Annotated in this window: 20 protein-coding genes and 2 tRNA genes; 15 read left to right on the top strand and 7 right to left on the bottom strand. The window is 39.2% G+C overall.

Features of this window, described 5'->3' with window-relative positions:
* Nucleotides 1–99: 99 nt before the first annotated feature.
* The gene (locus ABZP26_RS00360) at nucleotides 100–570 is read left to right on the top strand and encodes a DUF2721 domain-containing protein (protein ID WP_013463702.1); all 471 of its coding nucleotides are present in this window, start codon (nucleotides 100–102) and stop codon (nucleotides 568–570) included.
* Between the two features lie 53 nt (nucleotides 571–623).
* Here ABZP26_RS00360 and ABZP26_RS00355 read toward each other — a convergent pair whose 3' ends face one another.
* On the bottom strand, nucleotides 624–1,157 hold the full coding sequence (locus tag ABZP26_RS00355) for a hypothetical protein (protein WP_013463701.1): 534 nt from the start codon (nucleotides 1,155–1,157) through the stop codon (nucleotides 624–626).
* An 11-nt stretch (nucleotides 1,158–1,168) separates the two neighbouring features.
* Entirely contained in the window at nucleotides 1,169–3,502 is a 2,334-nt protein-coding gene (locus ABZP26_RS00350; protein WP_368485203.1) for a S8 family serine peptidase, read from the bottom strand.
* A 221-nt stretch (nucleotides 3,503–3,723) separates the two neighbouring features.
* On the opposite strand from ABZP26_RS00350, the gene ABZP26_RS00345 reads away from it, so the two are divergent.
* Complete coding sequence (locus tag ABZP26_RS00345; protein ID WP_368485202.1) at nucleotides 3,724–4,176, top strand: cytochrome c; 453 nt, start codon at nucleotides 3,724–3,726, stop codon at nucleotides 4,174–4,176.
* 51 nt (nucleotides 4,177–4,227) lie between these two features.
* Here the strand turns inward: ABZP26_RS00345 and ABZP26_RS00340 are convergent, their stop codons facing one another.
* Nucleotides 4,228–4,884: a cytochrome b/b6 domain-containing protein gene (locus ABZP26_RS00340; RefSeq protein WP_368485201.1), complete on the bottom strand. Its 657-nt coding sequence runs from the start codon at nucleotides 4,882–4,884 to the stop codon at nucleotides 4,228–4,230.
* Between the two features lie 105 nt (nucleotides 4,885–4,989).
* Here ABZP26_RS00340 and ABZP26_RS00335 point away from each other — a divergent pair, with 105 nt between their 5' ends.
* From ABZP26_RS00335 to ABZP26_RS00325, 3 genes are all read left to right on the top strand, one after another.
* The gene (locus ABZP26_RS00335) at nucleotides 4,990–5,694 is read left to right on the top strand and encodes an AzlC family ABC transporter permease (RefSeq protein ID WP_368485200.1); all 705 of its coding nucleotides are present in this window, start codon (nucleotides 4,990–4,992) and stop codon (nucleotides 5,692–5,694) included.
* Nucleotides 5,691–5,990, top strand: coding sequence for an AzlD domain-containing protein (locus ABZP26_RS00330; RefSeq protein ID WP_016900234.1), 300 nt, complete (start codon nucleotides 5,691–5,693; stop codon nucleotides 5,988–5,990). Before ABZP26_RS00335 ends, ABZP26_RS00330 begins: the two co-directional genes overlap by 4 nt.
* A 93-nt stretch (nucleotides 5,991–6,083) precedes the next feature.
* The gene (locus ABZP26_RS00325) at nucleotides 6,084–6,575 is read left to right on the top strand and encodes a glutathione peroxidase (protein ID WP_013463695.1); all 492 of its coding nucleotides are present in this window, start codon (nucleotides 6,084–6,086) and stop codon (nucleotides 6,573–6,575) included.
* Nucleotides 6,576–6,693: 118 nt separating this feature from the next.
* On the opposite strand, the gene ABZP26_RS00320 is transcribed toward ABZP26_RS00325, so the two are convergent.
* Entirely contained in the window at nucleotides 6,694–6,879 is a 186-nt protein-coding gene (locus tag ABZP26_RS00320) for a PA3496 family putative envelope integrity protein (RefSeq protein ID WP_008108975.1), read from the bottom strand.
* Between the two features lie 387 nt (nucleotides 6,880–7,266).
* Between ABZP26_RS00320 and ABZP26_RS00315 the strand changes: the two genes are divergently transcribed.
* From ABZP26_RS00315 to ABZP26_RS00295, 5 genes are all read left to right on the top strand, one after another.
* Nucleotides 7,267–8,061: a YggN family protein gene (locus ABZP26_RS00315; RefSeq protein WP_029609995.1), complete on the top strand. Its 795-nt coding sequence runs from the start codon at nucleotides 7,267–7,269 to the stop codon at nucleotides 8,059–8,061.
* Nucleotides 8,062–8,817: 756 nt separating this feature from the next.
* Nucleotides 8,818–8,958 carry a hypothetical protein gene (locus ABZP26_RS00310; protein ID WP_008113257.1) on the top strand — a complete coding sequence of 47 codons (141 nt, stop codon included), beginning with the start codon at nucleotides 8,818–8,820 and terminating at the stop codon, nucleotides 8,956–8,958.
* Nucleotides 8,959–9,184: 226 nt separating this feature from the next.
* Nucleotides 9,185–9,275 (top strand) — tRNA-Ser (locus ABZP26_RS00305).
* 53 nt (nucleotides 9,276–9,328) lie between these two features.
* Nucleotides 9,329–9,421, top strand: a tRNA-Ser gene (locus ABZP26_RS00300).
* A gap of 175 nt (nucleotides 9,422–9,596) precedes the next feature.
* Nucleotides 9,597–10,085, top strand: coding sequence for an RNA-binding protein (locus ABZP26_RS00295; protein WP_368485199.1), 489 nt, complete (start codon nucleotides 9,597–9,599; stop codon nucleotides 10,083–10,085).
* On the opposite strand, the gene ABZP26_RS00290 is transcribed toward ABZP26_RS00295, so the two are convergent.
* Together ABZP26_RS00290 and ABZP26_RS00285 are read right to left on the bottom strand one after the other, a co-directional pair.
* Nucleotides 10,069–11,193 carry an aminotransferase class V-fold PLP-dependent enzyme gene (locus ABZP26_RS00290; RefSeq protein ID WP_368485198.1) on the bottom strand — a complete coding sequence of 375 codons (1,125 nt, stop codon included), beginning with the start codon at nucleotides 11,191–11,193 and terminating at the stop codon, nucleotides 10,069–10,071. The two genes, ABZP26_RS00295 and ABZP26_RS00290, sit on opposite strands and share 17 nt — an antisense overlap.
* Nucleotide 11,194: 1 nt before the next feature.
* On the bottom strand, nucleotides 11,195–12,364 hold the full coding sequence (locus tag ABZP26_RS00285; RefSeq protein ID WP_368485197.1) for a monodechloroaminopyrrolnitrin synthase PrnB family protein: 1,170 nt from the start codon (nucleotides 12,362–12,364) through the stop codon (nucleotides 11,195–11,197).
* Nucleotides 12,365–12,500: 136 nt separating this feature from the next.
* On the opposite strand from ABZP26_RS00285, the gene ABZP26_RS00280 reads away from it, so the two are divergent.
* From ABZP26_RS00280 to ABZP26_RS00270, 3 genes are all read left to right on the top strand, one after another.
* Nucleotides 12,501–12,956, top strand: a complete 456-nt coding sequence (locus ABZP26_RS00280; RefSeq protein WP_013463689.1) for an Lrp/AsnC family transcriptional regulator — start codon at nucleotides 12,501–12,503, stop codon at nucleotides 12,954–12,956.
* Nucleotides 12,957–13,029: 73 nt separating this feature from the next.
* Nucleotides 13,030–15,756, top strand: coding sequence for a CHASE domain-containing protein (locus tag ABZP26_RS00275; protein WP_368485196.1), 2,727 nt, complete (start codon nucleotides 13,030–13,032; stop codon nucleotides 15,754–15,756).
* 91 nt (nucleotides 15,757–15,847) lie between these two features.
* A complete protein-coding gene (locus ABZP26_RS00270) occupies nucleotides 15,848–16,987 on the top strand; it encodes a GNAT family N-acetyltransferase (RefSeq protein WP_368485195.1) in 1,140 nt (379 codons plus the stop codon).
* Here ABZP26_RS00270 and ABZP26_RS00265 read toward each other — a convergent pair.
* A complete protein-coding gene (locus tag ABZP26_RS00265; RefSeq protein WP_368485194.1) occupies nucleotides 16,964–17,554 on the bottom strand; it encodes a DUF938 domain-containing protein in 591 nt (196 codons plus the stop codon). The two genes, ABZP26_RS00270 and ABZP26_RS00265, sit on opposite strands and share 24 nt — an antisense overlap.
* Before the next feature lie 193 nt (nucleotides 17,555–17,747).
* On the opposite strand from ABZP26_RS00265, the gene ABZP26_RS00260 reads away from it, so the two are divergent.
* Entirely contained in the window at nucleotides 17,748–17,933 is a 186-nt protein-coding gene (locus ABZP26_RS00260) for a hypothetical protein (RefSeq protein ID WP_368485193.1), read from the top strand.
* Between the two features lie 216 nt (nucleotides 17,934–18,149).
* Complete coding sequence (locus ABZP26_RS00255) at nucleotides 18,150–19,529, top strand: class II fumarate hydratase (protein ID WP_368485192.1); 1,380 nt, start codon at nucleotides 18,150–18,152, stop codon at nucleotides 19,527–19,529.
* Nucleotides 19,530–19,587 lie beyond the last annotated feature (58 nt).

The following is a 19,587-nucleotide window of genomic DNA, read 5'->3' as shown; positions in this document are numbered from 1 at the left end:
CCGAGAAATTCTTTTTATATAGTTAAGACTTCAGTTATCCTAACAGTAACGAAGTAGCATTAAATAGTCTCTTCCTGCTGCTAATCAATAAGGACAATAATGAATAACGATGTAATTAACATTTTAACAATGGCTAAGGTCATTCAAACAGCGGTTGCACCCGTTTTTTTAATTACTGGTATTGCAGCAACGCTCGGGGTTTTATCTAATCGCTTGGCGCGAATTACAGACAGAGCCAGACAGTTAGAGCGAAAATTAAAAGTTAGCACCGATGAAGAATTTAACTTGTCTCTGACTACAGAGCTTAGAGCACTCCTTAAGCGCTCTCGCTGCATACACATTGCATTTAGTTTAAGTGTATTAAGTGCACTATTAGTTTGCGCCGTGGTTATGCTGTTATTTTTATCTCACATACAGTCGATTAATTTAGGTGTCACTATTGGCAGCTGTTTTGTTGGTGCAATGGCATTACTGATATGTGCATTTATGTCATTACTCGGTGAGGTGTTCTTGGCAACGCGCAGTATGCGTCGAGGGATGATTTTCGCAGATATAGATATAAACGAATAATAAAAAACCCCGAGTCAATCGTGCTACTCGGGGTTTTACTTATTTAAAACAGATTACTGTGCAGTGTAAATAGTTTCTAACACTTCTATTTTAGCTTCTTTAATCAAACCAGATTCTTTTAGCTGCTTTGATGCAACTAAAATATCTTGACCATCATTTACAGCTAAAACAGCAATTTTAGTGCCTGGGAATAAAGATACGACCTTCAAACCTGCAGCCGAAGCAACATCGCTTGCACTCATACCATCTTTTAAAAGAATAGTAATATTACCTGATAGTGACGTTAGGTTATTAGTAAAAATATTACGAACTAATGTTCCTTTTGTAACCACATCAGACGATTTATCTACGCTTACTACTGTCATCTCACCTTTTTGCATAACGACATGCTCTTCTGAAGCAACACTCGAAGGCACTAAACGCAAGTTCTTTTCAATTTTGTAAGAACCAAAATCCGCTTTATCAAACTTTAATTTAGCTACTTGTTTCTTAGGAAGCTGAAGCTCTTTATCTGAGCTAGTGTTTGCTGTTGCCCCAAACGAAATACACGCAGCAGCACCCAATACGATTAATTGTTTAATTTTCATCTTTATAATCCTTACTCTTGACCTGCGTGACCAAATGCACGAAGAGATACACCTTCAAGTACACTTGCTGAGTTATTATTACTAATACCAGTAACACCTAGAGAATTATTTGAGCCTCGACTAAATGCAAAGCTGTCTGCGCTTGTATCTAACAAACGAACAGTCCAAGTACCTTTCGTAGACTCTCCGTAGAAAGCATTTGAAAGCATCACAGCGTCTTTAAGTACATAACCTACACTCCAGCTATTCGTGAAGCTATATGCAGGGTAAAACAAAGCTTGTTTTGATGAAAGTAATACACTTCGAGTACCCGCTGGCGAAGTAACCTCAATAGCTAAATCATTACCAGCAGATGTTTGAGTACCATCACCTAGGCCGAAGCCCATTTCAGGGTTGCTTACATCAAATTTAAATTGCATTGCCTCAATGTTTAATTCTTCTGTAACTACAATTTCTTGCGTTAAACCTGTAGCACTGTTATCAGGAATTTCTAATGCTAGTGCACTTTCAGAAACGGCTGAACCAACACCATTCCAATCCGTGATTACTTGCTCACCTAATGAAGCGTCATAAGACTTAGCCATTGCAACCGCTGCACCTGCATCTACACGCCCAAAGCCATATAAGTTATTAAAGCTATAACCAGCGGCATTTTCAACCCAACCATCATGTGCAACAAACTCACCATCTGCGGTAGTTAATTTTACAGGGGCATTTTCAGCGTCAATTAATGTACTTGTTGACGCTAATATATGACGCACATCACGCCAAGTTAGTTCAGGATTAGCCGAAAGAATAAGTGATACTACACCTGATGCATTTGGCGCAGCAGACGATGTACCGTTAAATGTAGATGTATAGTTACAACTTGCGTTATCTTCATTGCCAGGATAGTTAAATGGGAACTGGCTTATGGCAAACTCTTCTCCATATCTCTGAGTAAAGCTTGCAACAGCACCACTATTAAAGCCTGAGTAACCGTTGATACATGTCATCTGATCCGTTGTTACCATTGCAGGTGCCCAACGACCATATTCACCAGCTGGCGCTGAAACCATTAAGTTAGCACCTGCTGTTGAGTAGCTAGTGTGCTTACCATTTGCATTTACAGCAGCAACACTTAGATAGTAAGGATGGCCTTGGCTTGGCTCAAACGCACCGTTATAACACGTTAAACCTAAGTCATTAGCTCCATTATCTTCACATAGTGAGCCTTCATCACCGCCATCAACAAAAGAGTTACCACTCGATTTCATATTAAGTGCACCCTTACCATCTCGCAGATTTAGGTTTGGGTATGACTCAATAGCTTCATCTAATTCTGAATATGCAATAAATGTTGGGAAAGTTATGCCATAACTACGGTTAAACGCAGAAATATTTTCTGTTGTGCTAATGCCGCTTCCAGGGAAACCATGCACCATTAACTCAGTTTGTGGGATTTTAGCACCACCAAGATAATTCATACCAATTAAACCAGCATCAGGAGCAACGCCACGGCCACCTTTACCATTCCAACCTTTTGCAGCAATCAAACCAGCAACACTTGTACCATGATCACCACTGTTTGACATACTAGTAGGATCTGTACGGTCAGTCGCATCAGCATTTAGGTTTAAAGAGCGGTTTGGTAATACATTATCGATTAAATCTTCATGGCGGATTTCCATACCCGAATCGATCACAACTGCCGTTGCACCTGCCCCAGTAACACCTTGAGCATAAGCATCAACAACATTCATATCTTCACCAGCTACAAGCTCTGTCGCCTCTGATTGAGCAAAGCTAGCGTTGACATCGGCTTGTGCTTCTTCTTCTGTATCGCCAAATAAACTAACGTACAAATCAATTAAGCCTTGTTTCATCTCATCACTAAGCGAGTAAGCTTTCTGACCTGTATTGTTTAGGTGCCACTGCTGATTTGCAAGAGGATCTCCAATAATTCCTGAGATATTAATTTTCGCAGAGGCCGTTTTACCGTTTGCAGTTACTGTGTAATCAATAACCGCATCTTCACCAGAAACAGGCACATATGTAAACGAAGTACCCTCTACTGTTAACATACCATGGCTAAACTTAAAGACACCATCTTGCGCGGTAATTGCCTCGCCATTTTCAGTAAAACTAAAAGTAAGTGCGTCACCATCATTATCACTTGCTTTAAAGTCTGCAGTAACTGGAACCCATTGTTTTAAATCAGTAACGACAACATCACTCGCTTTTGGTGCTACATCAGTAACAACTGGAACTGTATTGTTATTATCATTATCGCTTCCACCACACCCTGATAGCGAAATTACTATCGCTGCAGACAACGCTGACAGCTTAAAAATATTATTTTTCATAAATGCTCTTCATTGGTTATTTTTATGACATCCGAATGTACACAATCAAACAACAAGCAGCAACACTGCATTTACAAACATTCACAATAAACCGTAAAATAATATCAGCCCGATTAAAATCCCGTTAATAATATCAAAGTAATAATCTATGCTTTCCCTTGAACTAAAGCCTAAGCTAATATACAAAGATAATTAAAGAACCCTCAAAGGAGTAGAGTAAAGTGAAATTGAAGCAAGTATTTATCGGGGCATTACTATCTACATACGCACTTAGTGTATCTGCAAATTCTGCATTTAAAGAGCCGAGTGATGCAATTGAGTATCGCCAAGCTGCATTTTCTATGATTTCAGTTCAAATAGGCGATATGGGTGCCATGCTGAAGGGTAAAATTCCTTTTGATGCAGAGCAATTTAAGCAGCGTGCAAATAACGCAGCGGCATTATCTAAAATGCCTTGGGAGGCCTTTTACGCAGGCACTGAAAAAGGCGATACATCAGCACTTCCTGCGGTATGGTCTGAAAACGATACTTTTATGAAAAAAGCGACAGCGTTTCAGCAATATGCTGATGAACTTGCTGTAGCAGCTCAAACAGGTGACAAAGCGGTCATTGGTAAAGCATTTGGTGCATGGGCTAAAGGCTGTAAAGATTGCCATAAGCAATTCAAAGACTAATAAATTCTGTGTATTAAACAATAAAAATGGCGCTGTATTAGCGCCATTTTTTTAACTAAGCAGATAACTTAAAGGCTCACTTCCCCAAGTACTCATTAATAAAACCAGTAATAGTAAAAATAAAACCCATGCAATCCATGGTGACTTTGTCTCAGGCTCTAAGCTTTGTGTTGGCAGTGCTTTATTGCCGGTGATCATTGCTTTTACTAAAGGCTTGCCTTTAATTTTGTAAGCAATAATAGCCACAACATGCAAAATAATCGCATAAAATAAAATATCAAAATTGATATGGTGCAGCCAGTTGGCAAAATCAATCGTATCACTCGATACATACTGCGCTAACGGGCCATCAGTTAAAATGCCATCACTGCTCATTAAACCACTAACCAGTTGCGTAATAATCAGGATAAAAAATAATAACACCATATAACTGCCTGGTGCAGAATGGCCCACATCATTTATTTTTTTGCCTCTAAAAGAAGCAAGCACCGACTTAGGAGAATGCAGTAATGCCGATATTCTTGCCGTTTTACTGCCTATAAGACCCCATATAATCCGCGTTGAGATAAGCGCTAAAGTAAAAAAGCCAATCACAAAATGTAGCTCTATCATGCCCTCTTCAGCACTAAAATAAAGCGCAGCAATACTCAATACTAATAACCAATGAAAGCTTCTTAAAAAGCCATCCCACACTTTTACCTTGAACATTGCACCTTCCCTAAAAAACAGTATCATCTAAAACGCTAACTATTTTAGCATCTTAATATTAAGGTATCCTAATGAGTCTTTCTACCAGTGCGCAGAGTAAAACACATGCAGTCCATTAAAAAACCGATACTAAAAGGCTTTTTAGATATGCTGCCATTATGTTTAGCCGTTATTCCTTGGGGGATTTTATGTGGCTCGTTGGCAATACAAAATGGCTTTACCCCTTTTGAAACTCAAGCCATGTCGCTACTAGTATTTGCAGGCTCGGCGCAGCTGGTTGCAATTGAGCTCATTGCTGGTAATACCCCTCTATTAACCATTTTATTTACCACGTTTATTATTAGCTCTCGCCATTTTTTATATGGCTTGGCGGTTCGTCACAAAGTGATTGAGCAACCCATGCGTTGGCGCCTTCCAGTCAGCTTTGTATTAACCGATGAACTATTTGCTTTTTCGCATCACCCTCGCGCCTACCAGACTAAAACGCGCCTAATTTACGCGCTCAGCGCAGGCTTTAGCTTTTACATTGCTTGGAATATTTGGACTCTGATCGGTATTGTAGCCGGTACTATGCTCCCTGATCTCACCAACTTAGGACTCGACTTTGCGATTGCTGCAACCTTTATTGCTTTGGTTATCCCAGGAGTTAAAAATTTAGCCACTCTTGTCACGGTCATTGTTGCAGGGATCTGTGCCACTTTATTAAAAAGCACAGGCTTTGAGCTGTGGTTGGTATGCTCAGCACTATTAGCAATGAGTGCAGGTTACACTGTAACTAGAATAGTAAAAAATAAGGACGCTAAATCATGATGACGACTATTTTACTTATGGCATGTATTACCTTTTTTACCCGTTATTTATTCTTACACCGCGCGCTACCATTTAAAGTAGGGCCTAAAATGCAGCAGTTTTTGAGCTTCAGTGCACCTGCGGTTCTAACAGCGATTTGGGTGCCGATTGTATTTATAAATGATGGTGGCATTAATCTAAATTGGCAAAACCCTTATTTAAGCGCAGCGATTGTAGCCATTATAGTTGCTTACAAAACACATAATATTTACCTAACCACACTTGCTGGTATGGGGTTATTTTTGATTTTAAATTAACAGTAACGCCATAGCAGTGTTCACTATTTCGACTTTGTTAATCACCAAGCAAAGGTTAGACTATGCCAAATAAACAAATAATAGCTTAATAATATGCACCCATTTCATCAACTAAGTGCTACTAGCCTGCAAGGCCAACCTATCGATTTTAAAGAGTTTGTAGGTAAAGTTGTGTTAATAGTAAATACCGCAAGTGAGTGTGGATTCACCTATCAATACGAGTCATTGCAAGCATTACACGAAAAGTATGCCAGCCAAGGTTTAGTCATTATAGGTTTCCCGTGTAACCAATTTGGCCAGCAAGAACCCGGAGACGCGAATCAAATAGCGCAAGGTTGTTTAATCAATTACGGAGTTAGTTTTTTAATCGCAGAAAAAGTGAACGTTAATGGTCAGCATACACATTCGGTTTTTCGCTATCTAAAATCTGTATTGCCGGGGTTTTTGACACGAAAAATTAAGTGGAACTTCACAAAGTTTTTGATTAATGCAGATGGCTCACCCATTAAGCGCTACGCGCCCTTTACTAAACCTGAAAAACTAGAAAAAGTAATTGAAAAAGCATTGCTCGCAGCTAAAGTTTGAGGCTTAAAAATTATAAAGAGGCATAAAGCCTCTTTATTACCAACCCACAGAGCTTTAAATACTACCTAAGTAGCAGTTAAAAGCTAATATGTCGGCACTGATTTATACTAGCGACAACCTAATCAATATAATCGTTTAAGTCATCTTCACCTAGGTTTTTACGCAAGCGTTTTTGCTCAAGGTAATCCTCTAACTTTCTTTTCACCTTTTGCTTTTTCTTGTCGTGTTGATTACGCCCTACCATTTCGTATTCGTCTTCAACAAAATCATCATCTAGCGCATCGTAACTAAATGTCTTACCCACAACCCACTCCATAAAGTGTTTGAGACCAATTACGGATTCTTGTATCGCGATAATTGGTGAAATTAAAATGTTCAACGCAAATTCATTGTACAAATTTACGTCAAAATAAAGCCACATCGCTATCCTAAATAGTCTCTGTGTCAGTATTGTGAATAAATAGCGCTAAATTTGAATTGTGGAAAGTGAGAGTTTTTTATCGTATCGATAAATTTTATTTATTAGCATTTGATTATTGGTTATTTTGACCAAATTTTAGCTTTTTCAATGACTTTACTTTCAACTTCAAAGCACCTTAAAAATCACAAACCACTGTTTTTAAACACTAAAAACTATTGGCACCAAACTTGTTATAAGTTAATTATCATCAGCAAAAAACAGAGAATAAACATGAAAGAATTATTATTAGTTAGCGCAATTATGTGCGCCCCCGTCGCCATGGCTCATAACGATAACAGCTCTTCAATTTCATTTAGTAACGACGAATGTAAAGTTGAGTTTAAAAACGATGTACGTATAAAGCCAAGTGAATTAGAAATTTTTAAAGCCAACAATCAACGTATGACTTTTACCACTCAAGGTGAGTTGTCGATCAATGGCGAGCAAGTAGCATTAAATAGCGCTCAGCGCCAAGCACTGACCAACTACACAGATAATTTACGTGCGCAATTACCTGAAGTAGCCAACATTGCACTTGATGGCGTTAAAATTGCGGGCGTTGCATTAGAAGAAGTCGCCAATGCATTTAATATTGATGGCCTCGATAACATTGCTACCTTAATGGACGATATTCAACAAGAAGTAGAGGGTACCTTTTACCAACAAGGTACATTTGTCATGGGCCAGCAAAGCTTCACTCAGTTTGGTGAAAACTTTGAACAGCAGTTTGAACAACAAATAGAAACTGCCGTTGAGTCGGCCGTAATGCAATCAATGGGCAGTATTTTAGTAGCATTAGGCTCTGAGCTAATGGGTTCAGGTGGCGACATGCAAGCCTTTGAAGAGCGCATGGAAAATATGGGCGCACAAATAGAAGAAAAAGTAGAGCTCCATGCAAAAAAACTTGAACAGCGTGCAAATACACTGTGTGGTGACTTTGTTGAAATCGCACAACAAGAAACTCAACTTGCTGCGCAAGTGCCTGCATTAAAAGGCTATGAGTTATTTACTATAAAACAGCACTAACTACTCAGCATTTTAATTAATCTCCCTTTGCGGCATTTGCTTTTAAGCTATGCCGCATTTTGCGTTTTTACCCCCACCAGTCCCATTTAACTCAAATAATAGACTGTTGAGCGGATCTGCTCTTGCCGTGCAGAGGCATTTTGTGGCTTCATAGTAAAATACAAACCAAAGTATAATCTTCACTTCGCTCTAGATCACTTAGAATGCCGTCCGAGCTGATGATTGTAAGCCCAAATTGCAACATATTAAAACCACCTCTTTTTAAGTTTTAAATTCTTGAGGCGGTGCGATCCCCAGTTAGACGCGTTTTAAAACGCAACTAACTCCAAAGTGCCTAGTAACCTAGGCACTTTTTTTATAATTTAAAAGCCTAGCAACACTCTTTTTTATCGTTTATTTAATGCTCTTCTCTAATAAATAATTAACCACCTATAAATAGCATGTTAAATCTTTGAATGAAGTAAAACCCACCCCATTAATACAAAATAATTTAATCTGAATAACTATTCAAAATAATCTATTTATAAACATATTAAAATTAAAAAACTGAAAAAACCCCACATAAAAGTGATATAGCACACGAATGTAATGAATAAATATACAAAATCAAAAAAACGCCATTAAATAGCAAATCAAAAAAACACTTTCAGATTAAAAAAACTAATACTTCACCAGCAATTTTTATCGCTTTATTTTTAACCAACCTACGGGCAAAATGCACACGTTTTCAACAGACACAACCTTGGAGCGAATACAATGAACCCAATTAATACATTAAACCAAACAGCCACAACTCACGTTGCAGTTAAACCAACTAATCGCAAAGCGAGAATGTTAGCTAAACTTAACCGTTACGGAAAAAAATTAGCACTTGGCGGTGCAATTCAATACAAATAATCACCCAACCATGATTTTTGTATTGTTGCAGCAAACACCCAACCACTAAATGAAGTTTCTTCTTTAGCTCCATCTGTTTGCTGCCAGCTCCCTCCTCATAGCTAAAAATCATCTTTAATTTTCATAATTTACAAAAAAAACCGCATTTACGCTCACTTTTTAAGCAAACGATCTTTTTGCTATTTACACAGGCAACTCACCTAAGTATTATCCTGCATCACGACGTGGAGAGATGGCAGAGTGGTCGAATGCACCGGTCTTGAAAACCGGCAGGGGTTTATAGCCCCTCTAGGGTTCAAATCCCTATCTCTCCACCACTTATTTGTATTAATTGGTTTTTTCCGATTGATAACACGCTGAATAATGCGTCGGAGAGGTGTCCGAGTGGCCGAAGGAGCTCCCCTGCTAAGGGAGTATAGAGTTTGTAGCTCTATCGAGGGTTCGAATCCCTCCCTCTCCACCATTACTGATTACAAGCCACTTAATTGTGGTTTTTTTATGCCTAAAATTTAATAGCCTCTATTAATTTGCACTTTGTATAAGGCCGTCGCGAGCGCATGCTAATAAATTAAACAAATTGTATGGTGTCACAACTTAGTGCATTATAAATGGTACTTTAAACCAGCTTAGGTTTAACCATGGCAAAGCTAATATTACTACTATGTTGTTTGGGTGCCTGTGCTGCTAGCATGGCAAATGAAGTGACGGTTTATAAATGTACCATTAAAGGAGTGCCTACTTTTAGTCAAACTCCTTGCGCTGAAGACGCTCAAGTGATCACGCTTAGAAACGTCAACATCATGCAAAAAAATACGCCACAATCTGAGAACACACCAGTTGCCGATACTTCTGTTGACGATTATCTAGCGGTGCAACAAATAGAGCGTGATATTGTGCAGCTTGAGCTTAAGATTAAACAATACCAACAAGAATACGCACAAAAAAAACAGCAAATCGATTACATGACCCAAGATAAAGCAAATCGCTTAGGGGCTAGCTCAATTGCGAATGCCATTACCACTGAAACGGCGGCACTTAAGCAGCGATTTGACCCACAAATCAAGCAAGCACAACAACAAATAGAAGCACTCACTCAAAAAAAACAGCAGCTTAGCCAGCAACCTTAAGTATGTGCTTCACAACATCAATAAATGTTTGTATCTCTGACTTTGTATTATATATGTGAGGTGAAACACGGATGCCGAGTTTACGCACATCAACACTTATTTTTGCAGCCTCTAATGCCGTTAATACACTTTGCTGATGCTCAGAAAACTGCAAAATAGCAGTGCCACTACATTGCTCTTTAGCGCTAGGTGACATTAAAAAAGCGCCCAATTGCTGCTGAATTAACTCAAGTAACATCAAGTTGTGCGATCTCACTTGTTCAACGCCAAATTCAACAATATATTCAATACTATGAGCGGCAATAATATAAGGAAGTACCGAGGGCGTACCGCCCCAAAACCTTAGTGTTTTAGCGTTATATTGAAAATGCGCAATATCAAACTCGAATGGGTTTTGATGTGAAAACCAGCCAACATCTTTTGGTTCACATTGTGTTATTTGCTTTGGATTTACCCATAAATAAGCAGCTCCTGGCCCTCCGCATAGCCACTTCACACTTGAACCAATCATAAAGTCAGCATTTAACGCCGTTAGATCGACAGGGATAACCCCTGCCGATTGCGCCACATCAATTATTGAGAGTGTATTCGTGACTTTACTCAGCGCCACAATATCGTTTATGGGAGCTTGTACACCCGTATTAGAATAAACATGGCTAACAAAGACCCCATCAATCTCTGAAGTTAAATATCGCTGCCATACCTGTCTATCACTCAAGTCTTCATGCTCAGGGATGTAGCGTATTTTTGCACAGTCAGGCAGTGCTTTTTGCATTGCAAACCCCATACTGGGAAAATCAGCCTGCGCCATTAATACCGTACACTGTGGTTTATTAAATACGGGGTGTGACATCACCAATTTAGTTAAACCACTGGATAAATTAACCTGAGGACAAAATTGCTCACTAGGCGCATTAAACAGCTGCCCTAATGCCTCAGTAAATCTTTCAATGGCGGGTAACCACTGTTTCCATGGCTCTTTTACACTTTCTTGCCAAGGAGTAAAAAAATGTTCAGTGGCATTTTCTAAGCTCGTTTTTAGAGGACGGCCGACAGAGTGGCTTAATAAATAACAACCCTGTGGCATACAAAAATCATTTTTAGCCATATTAATTAATCCACTGTTTTAGCGTGTTTAAATCATCAAAACGCGTATTAATATCGTCACGCTTTGCCGCGGCACGCCTATCTCTTAACTTAGCTAATGAATCGAGCAGTACCGGTAGAGGAGGTCCACTGGCGGTTACTTTACTCATATGCTGTTGTTGCATGTGCTGTGATGGCTGAGCAATAAACTTTTCCACCAGCTGATTATGATGACCGATAGCGGTGTCGCCATGTAATTTACACACTTGAATAAATAGTTTGCCGTGCTTTTGAAACCAGTCTGTATTTTTATATTGTTCGGCCTCTAAAAAATCATCCATTAGGCTTTGCATACGCATGGCTTCACGAAGTATTTGTTGATCATCTGGCATCATATATAAAAATTTATCCACCAGCATTTGCGAGTAACTCGGCTCATTGGCACTGCAAAGCCCTAGCAGCATATCAATAACATTAATACCGGCAAAGTCTCCCGCATTTGCACCACGGTAAACCTCTTTACCTACCCTGTAAGGCTTGTAATATGGGCGTACACAATTAAAAAAACGTTCGGTGTCTAGCTGAGTGTATAAGGCGTTATTCGACGCTATTACATCCATTAATGCCGTTTTAACCACCTCAAGTAGTTCGGCTGTAACGGGGTGAGAAATACCCAAAGGTAATATTTTTAATAAAGCATCGCTTGCGCGCTTATACGCTAAAATACCTTGGGTGTTGTAATCTAAAAAAAGGGCTTCATCATCAAGATTTGTAAAACGCTTATAGGTGCCATTAATGGCTTTATTATGCGTGGTTAGATGCGCGGTAGCAAAACGAGGCGTTACACCTATAGAGGCACCAATATGCATAGCAAGCGCCGATGCTTCAACTAATGGTGAGGTTGTTTCTCTGCTCGGCTCTGTGATCTCATGCCTGCGACAAGCAGCCATAAACAAACCAACATTACCAAGCAAATCGAATGCGCTATCAAATCCTTCGTCGGTATTGCCTTCGGCCAATAAATCGCTGATCAGCGCATTGCCTTGCTCCTTTAGTGCCAGCTTTAAGCTATCACCAATCCCCTCAACATTAGCCTTATCGGTTTGCTGCCAATAAAGCTGTTCTAATTGCGAGTTTAAGCTTACAAACTCTGATCTTATCCAACGGTCAAACTTAGCAGTAAAAGAACTCATAACTACACCCTGTTATTATTATGTTTTAATGCTAACAAAAACCCCTGAGGGTAAAACGCCAAAAAAAATAGTAAAAACACCTTTAGTTAGCAATAATCACTAACAAAATTAAAATAATTAATAAGATCCCATAGTCATGTTAGATAAAAAAGATCAGCAGTTACTGGTTGCCTTACAATCGCATGCCCGCATGTCGGTTTCTGAATTAGCCAATACCATTAACCTATCAGACACCCCAACTCTTAGACGTATCAAAAAACTTGAGCAGGAACATGTAATTACGGGCTATCACGCTGCCATTAACCCTAAGTCGCTCAACCTTAATGTGCTGGTTTATGCCTTTGTGCGACTAAGTCAAAACTCGGTGAGTGCGGCACAGCAATTTGAGCAGCATGTAGAAAAGCTAGCCCATGTACTTGAGTGCTCTGTGATCTCAGGTAGCCACGATTATTTACTGAAAATTATTTCTCAGGATTTAGAAAGCTATGAGCAGTTTGTAAAGCACCAGCTGGGGAGCTTAAGCTGCATCGCCAATATAGAGTCAACGGTAGTACTCAAACAATCATTTAGTAAAAAGCAGCTACCACTTTAAAAAATAATACTATTTAGTGCCGATTCGCTATACTAAAATATCATTATAAAAATAATATTTAACAAGGATGCATGTGAAGATTTTTCGTTCAACATCCAGTTCTTTTGTTTTTTACATATCATTTGCGGTTGCGTATTTTGCAACTGGTAAGTTATTGACTAATTTTGCCTTTCAATCACAAGTCATCCCTATCTGGCTCCCTGCAGGTATTGCCCTAGTTGGCTGTTTTATCTGGTGGTGGCGTTTTATCCCAGCATTATTTATTGCCTCTGTCGCCTTTAATTTAAGTACCGGTGATAACCCAATCACTGATCAGGTTTTAATTGGTAATACACTACAACAAGTACTGCTAATCGGTTTAGGCGCCGTGCTACAAGGCATGATTGGCGCTGCTCTTTTAAAGTACTGGCTAGGCCATCCGTTGTATTTAAAACAACGCCAATCTATTATTTATTTTATTTTTGTCGTCGGTATTGTCGTCAGCCTAATATCGGCCAATATTGGCGTCTATGCTTTAAGTCAGTTTAACCCTGCTTACAGCATTGATAATCATTGGAACAACGTTACTTTTTGGTGGCTTGGTGACTCTCTCGGCGTACTGATCGCAACTCCCTTTTTATTGGCGTTATTACAACCAAAATTTAAACGCCATGATGTTACCCCATTACCTACTATTGCAGTGTGCTCGGTATTATTTATCTCTGTAGCTTTAACCACTAAGCTATACAACCAAGAGACGTATTCAAATGCGATACAAATAGCTAAGCGCGAAACATCTATTATTGAAAACAGTTTGCTGAGCAATTTAAACCTCAGCCAAATAACCGTACAAAGCCTTGCAAGCCAAATACAATCAACACCGACTTTAAGCAAGCAAGAGTTTGATAGCTACAGTGCCGAATTACTGGCTGAGCATTCATTTATTAAAGCATTTTCATGGAATCGTAAAATCCTCCCCGCTCAGGTCAGTGACTTTAACAAACAGCTCAATGAAGTTTATACTGCATACAACTTTGATCCGAGCATTAAAGGGGCGCCATTATCAAGCAACGATCCATTGGTGGTTATTACCTATATTGCCCCTTTTGCAGAAAACCAATCTGCCATAGGTTTTAATCTCAATTCTCGTAAAGATCGCCGTGAGACTTTACTCGACCCACGCATTAAAAATCGCCCTGTGGGCACTAAAATAATTCAGTTAGTTCAAGCAAAACAACCTGAACCTGCGTATTTATTATTTGCTCCTGTGTATCAACAAAATAACGAAGTTGCCTCAATTAAAGGCTACGCAACAGGTGTATTTTTAGTAAAAAACATACTTGCTCAGTCGATTACCCAAGCACAAAATAAGATGTTTAATATCGCTATTTATGAAGCTAATACTAGCAATCCATTTTATTCAAACGCCGAAAATATACCGACCAAAAGCAATAAACTGACAACCATCACGATTAATTTTGCAGGGCAAACATGGCTGGTTGATTTAACAATTAATGATGAATTCCTACCGCATCAAAACAATCATATGACCCTCTTTTTACTTATTTTACAGGTCATTGTAAGCTCACTCATTTTACTGATATTACTGTTATTTAATAACCAGCACCTTGCACTCTCACGCTTGGTAGCAGAGCGTACTCGCTCGCTCGTTAAAGCTAAACAGCAATCTGATTTAGCAAATCAGGCTAAAAGCCGATTTTTAGCAAATATGAGCCATGAAATTCGCACCCCACTTAACGCTGTGATTGGCTTTTCAACCCTAGCTAAAAATGAAGATAGCCCTGAAATTCTTTCTGATTATTTAAATAAAATTAATTTAGCGTCTAAATCATTGTTAAGTTTAATCAATGATGTACTCGATATCTCTAAAATTGAATCACAAAAGCTCACCTTAGAAGTCGCTCCTTTTGATTTGAATGCGCTTCTTGCTCGGATCAGTAGTATGTTCGAGCAAAGCGCAGAACAAAAAGGCATTCACTGGAAAGTTGATAACCAATTACCAACCGATATTTGGTTTGAAGGTGATGTTATGCGAATTGAGCAAATTTTATTAAACCTATGTAGTAACGCCATTAAGTTTACCTATGAAGGTGAAGTAAGTGTTAGCGCATACAGCAAAGAGATCACCGATAGACGTCGTCAAATTACCTTGACTATTAAGGATTCGGGTATCGGTATTGCGCCATCAGAGCAAAGTAAGTTATTTGATGCGTTCACCCAAGCCGATAGCTCAACATCACGTAAATTTGGTGGCACAGGGCTTGGTTTAGCAATCGCAAAAGAGCTTAGCTTATTTATGTCTGGAGATATCAGCGTACAAAGCGAGCCAGGTAAGGGCTCTACTTTTACTCTGTCTGTCGAGTTAAATACATGTGCAGCGCAACAAGTAACGGCAAAGCACATACACCAGCATGTTGATTTAAGTAAACTAAAAATACTGGTTGCAGAAGATAACAGCGTCAATCAATTAGTCATAAAAGCAATGCTTAGCTCTTTAGGGATTACACCAACACTGGTTGAAAATGGCGAATTAGCAGTAGAACAAGTTAAAATAAATGACTTCGATTTAGTATTAATGGATTGCCAAATGCCGATTATGGACGGTTACCAAGCCACCGCCTTGATACGTCAAATTAAAAGTACTGAGCAATTACCAATTATTGCCTTAACTGCTGATGTAATGCCTGAAGATAAAGCCAATGCCTTAGCAATTGGTTTTAACGAACATCTTGCAAAACCTCTCGAACTCGATAAGCTTATACAGTGCCTATCTCAATATATTGCGCCAGATAAACCATAAAGATTTATCGAAAACAGAAAACCAAATATGGCTGTCGCACTATTACCAAAATTAATCAGCAACCCACTTAAAAAATAGTAGGCAAAGCATTATGAGCCACTTTTCACATCAATGGTTTAATAGCATCAACCAAATTGACGCAACACAATGGCATTATTTTTTTGGTAGTGACCCTTTTACTCAACACGCTTTTTTATATGCACTTGAGCAAAGCCAATGTGTAAGCGCAAAAACAGGTTGGCAGCCTCACCACTTAGCCGTTTATGAAGGCGATAAACTAGTTGCCCTTGCCCCTGGCTACTTAAAAGCGCACTCCTACGGTGAATATGTATTTGACTGGGCATGGGCTGAAGCTTATGAAAAAAATGGCTTAGATTATTACCCTAAATGGCTGTGCTGTATTCCCTTTAGTCCGATTGAGGGGCAAAGAATAGGTATTATGCATAGCAATCCACAGTTAGTGTATGAGTATATAACAGAGCAACTTAATACCCACTGCTCAAAACAAGCCTGGTCAGGCTGGCATATAAACTTTTGCGATAAAGCACAAGCCTCACAGCTAAATGATGCAGGTGCCATGCTGAGAACCGGGGTACAGTTTCAGTGGTTTAATAATGAATTTAAAGACTTTGATGATTTTTTAAAAACCTTTAATGCCCGTAAGCGCAAAGCAGTAAAAAAAGAACGCGCTAAAATAACACAGCAAAATATCACCATTGAATGGTTGGAAGGTGAGCAAATCACCACAACAGTGATGCAGCTTTTTTGTGAATTTTATCAACGTACTTATTTAAAACGCTCAGGCCATTTAGGCTACTTAAACAGTGAGTTTTTTAGCTTGCTACACGCTTTAATGGCTGAAAAGTTGCTCATTATGCTAGCCAAAAAAGACCATAAAGTGATTGCCGCCACATTAAGTTTAATTGGTGACAATACCCTTTATGGGCGTTATTGGGGAGCAAGCGAAGAGATTGATTCTCTTCACTTTGAGCTGTGTTACTACCAAGGCATTGAATATGCGATTAAGCATAATATTCACTGTTTTAATGCCGGTGCTCAGGGTGAGCATAAAATAGCACGCGGTTTCCAACCGATAACCACTTACTCTGCCCATCACATTGTTCACCCCGATTTTAATCATGCTATTGCAGATTACTTAGAACGCGAATGCCAACATATCGACATTTATAAACAACAATGCAGCTCTTTATTGCCGTTTAAAAATGAGTAACTGATTATTTGCAGGCATCGCCGTATCGCTGAGTAACTTAAGCCCTGATTGCACTGCAAGTTGCTCAATCGCTTCGAAATCACGGATACCACTAAGTGGATCGCGACTTTGCAATAAACTGTTAAATTCATTATTACTGGGGCTGGTAAACTCCCCTTTATATTTGAAAGGGCCATATACACACACCACCCCTTGCTGGTTTAAGTGCTGATTTACTCCAGCAAAAAAACGCGTAATTAACTCCCAGCTCACTATATGAAAAGTGTTAGCAGTATATATCGCATCCACTTTATTTACTGGCCAAGGATCGTTTAGGTCAAGTAATAAAGGCGGATGCAAGTTTGCCAGATGCACCTCATCATGCCATAACTTTATTCCTTGATGATTAACCTCTCGATCACTGGTATACCATTGTAAATGTGGCAATTTTTTGGCAAAGAAAACGCTATGCTGACCCGTCCCCGAGCCTATTTCAAGTACCGACCCTGCATTTTGCAATGCAGGCTGCAAAGCCTTAAGTATATGATTTTTATTATTTTCGCAGGCTTGTGAAAACGGTTTGGTCATACTGATGCACCTAAATTGCAAATGAATGCACAATAGTAAATCAAATTTCAGCTATTTTGTCGTGAGTAAATTAACCAAAATAATAAAATAACTTTAATTTCAATACGTTAAATTATATTTACCGAGCTGGTACGCTATATGCTTTTATTAAATTACTCACTTAATGAGTACTAAACTACAAAAGGATAACATTATGTATATTTCACCCTATACCGCCGTAGACGCTGTAATGGCAATTACCGATAAAAGCCTAGATAAAACGAGTCATGAAACAGATTGTAGAGCAACGGTTATCGACTTACTTTCTCATGTAAAACACCCTCAAAAGGCACAAAACAAACATGAAACAGACCAAATATTTATTCTTGGCTACAATTAAAATTCTGTTTAGCCTTATAACTGGCTGTTTATATAAATACATTATTTAAGTCGACTTAAAATCCGTTTAAGTCGACTTTTTAGTTTTAACCCCACTTGTTAACTTGCCTTGACGCCCCCTACTTTTTAACTATACCGTTGTAAATAGCAATAACAGCACCATATCTTTTTATATAGCGTAGTTTAATGTCATATATTCTCTTTTTTAGGAGTACTAATGAGTAACTTTAGAATAGAATCAGATAGCATGGGCACACTCGACGTACCCGCTAACGCACTTTATAAAGCACAAACCCAACGCGCCATTAATAACTTTACAATTAGCAACCTCACCATGCCACAGCAATTTATTATTGCTTTAGCGTATATAAAACAAGCCGCAGCATTAACCAATTTAAAGCTGGGCCATTTAGATAAAACAAAAGCAAATGCAATCGAGCATGCCTGCCAAGAAATTATTGATGGTAAACATTATGAGCATTTCCCTGTTGATATTTTTCAAACGGGATCAGGTACCAGCTCAAATATGAATGCCAACGAAGTTATTGCAAGTTTGGCTTCAAAACATGCTAATCAACCTATTCACCCTAACGACGATGTGAATATGGGACAAAGCTCGAATGATGTTATTCCCACTGCAATCGCCTTAAGCAGTGCTATCAGTGTTGATAAAAAATTACTGCCAGCACTAGCAAACTTAGCCGACGCCTTAGAGCAGAAAAAAGCAGACATCGGTCATATAGTTAAAACTGGGCGCACTCATTTAATGGATGCAATGCCAGTGACCTTTGAGCAAACACTCAGCGCATGGCAATCGCAGGTAAAGCACGCAGCCAGCGGTATTGAGCATGCACTAATACGTGTTTGTGAGCTGGCTCAGGGGGGAACAGCGGTCGGCACCGGTATTAATGCCGATCCACAATTTGCTACGCTATTTGCCAAACAGCTAAGTGAAAAAGTAGGGATTAACTTTATCCCCAGTGATAACTTTTTTTATAATATTGGCTCGCAAGATGCCATTGTGGCTTTATCAGGGCAGCTGAAAGTCTATGCCGTTGCGCAAATGAAAATAGCCAACGATCTACGTTGGATGAATTCAGGGCCGCTTGCGGGACTTGGTGAAATAGAGCTTGAAGCATTGCAGCCTGGTTCATCCATTATGCCTGGCAAAGTGAACCCGGTGATCCCAGAAGCCGCTGCAATGGCTAGTGCGCAAGTAATCGGTAACGACGCCACAATTACCGTAGCAGGCCAAGCTGGCAACTTTGAGCTTAACGTAATGCTACCCGTGATTGCTTATAATATCCTGCAAAGTACAGAGATACTTGCTAACAGTGCGCAAGCACTAGCGGATAAAGCCATTGCTAGCTTTAAAGTTAATCAAGCACAGATTGATAAAGCGCTGACTAAAAATCCTATTTTAGTTACTGCACTCAACCCAGTTATTGGCTATGAAAAAGCAGCAAAAATTGCCAAACAAGCTTACCAGCAAGCAAAGCCAATTATTGATATCGCCGAGCAAGAGACTGACCTATCTCGCTCAGAATTAGAGGGATTACTCAATCCAGCTAAATTAACCCAAGGTGGGTTAATGTAAAAGCGCCATTAATGGCGCTTTAATATATTGATAGTAGAGTTTTTATTGCCGTAATGGA

Origin of the sequence: Pseudoalteromonas sp. SD03 (assembly GCF_040937955.1) — a bacterium.
Classification (GTDB): Bacteria; Pseudomonadota; Gammaproteobacteria; order Enterobacterales; family Alteromonadaceae; genus Pseudoalteromonas; species Pseudoalteromonas tetraodonis.
This window is presented reverse-complemented; position numbering and strand designations above follow the sequence as displayed.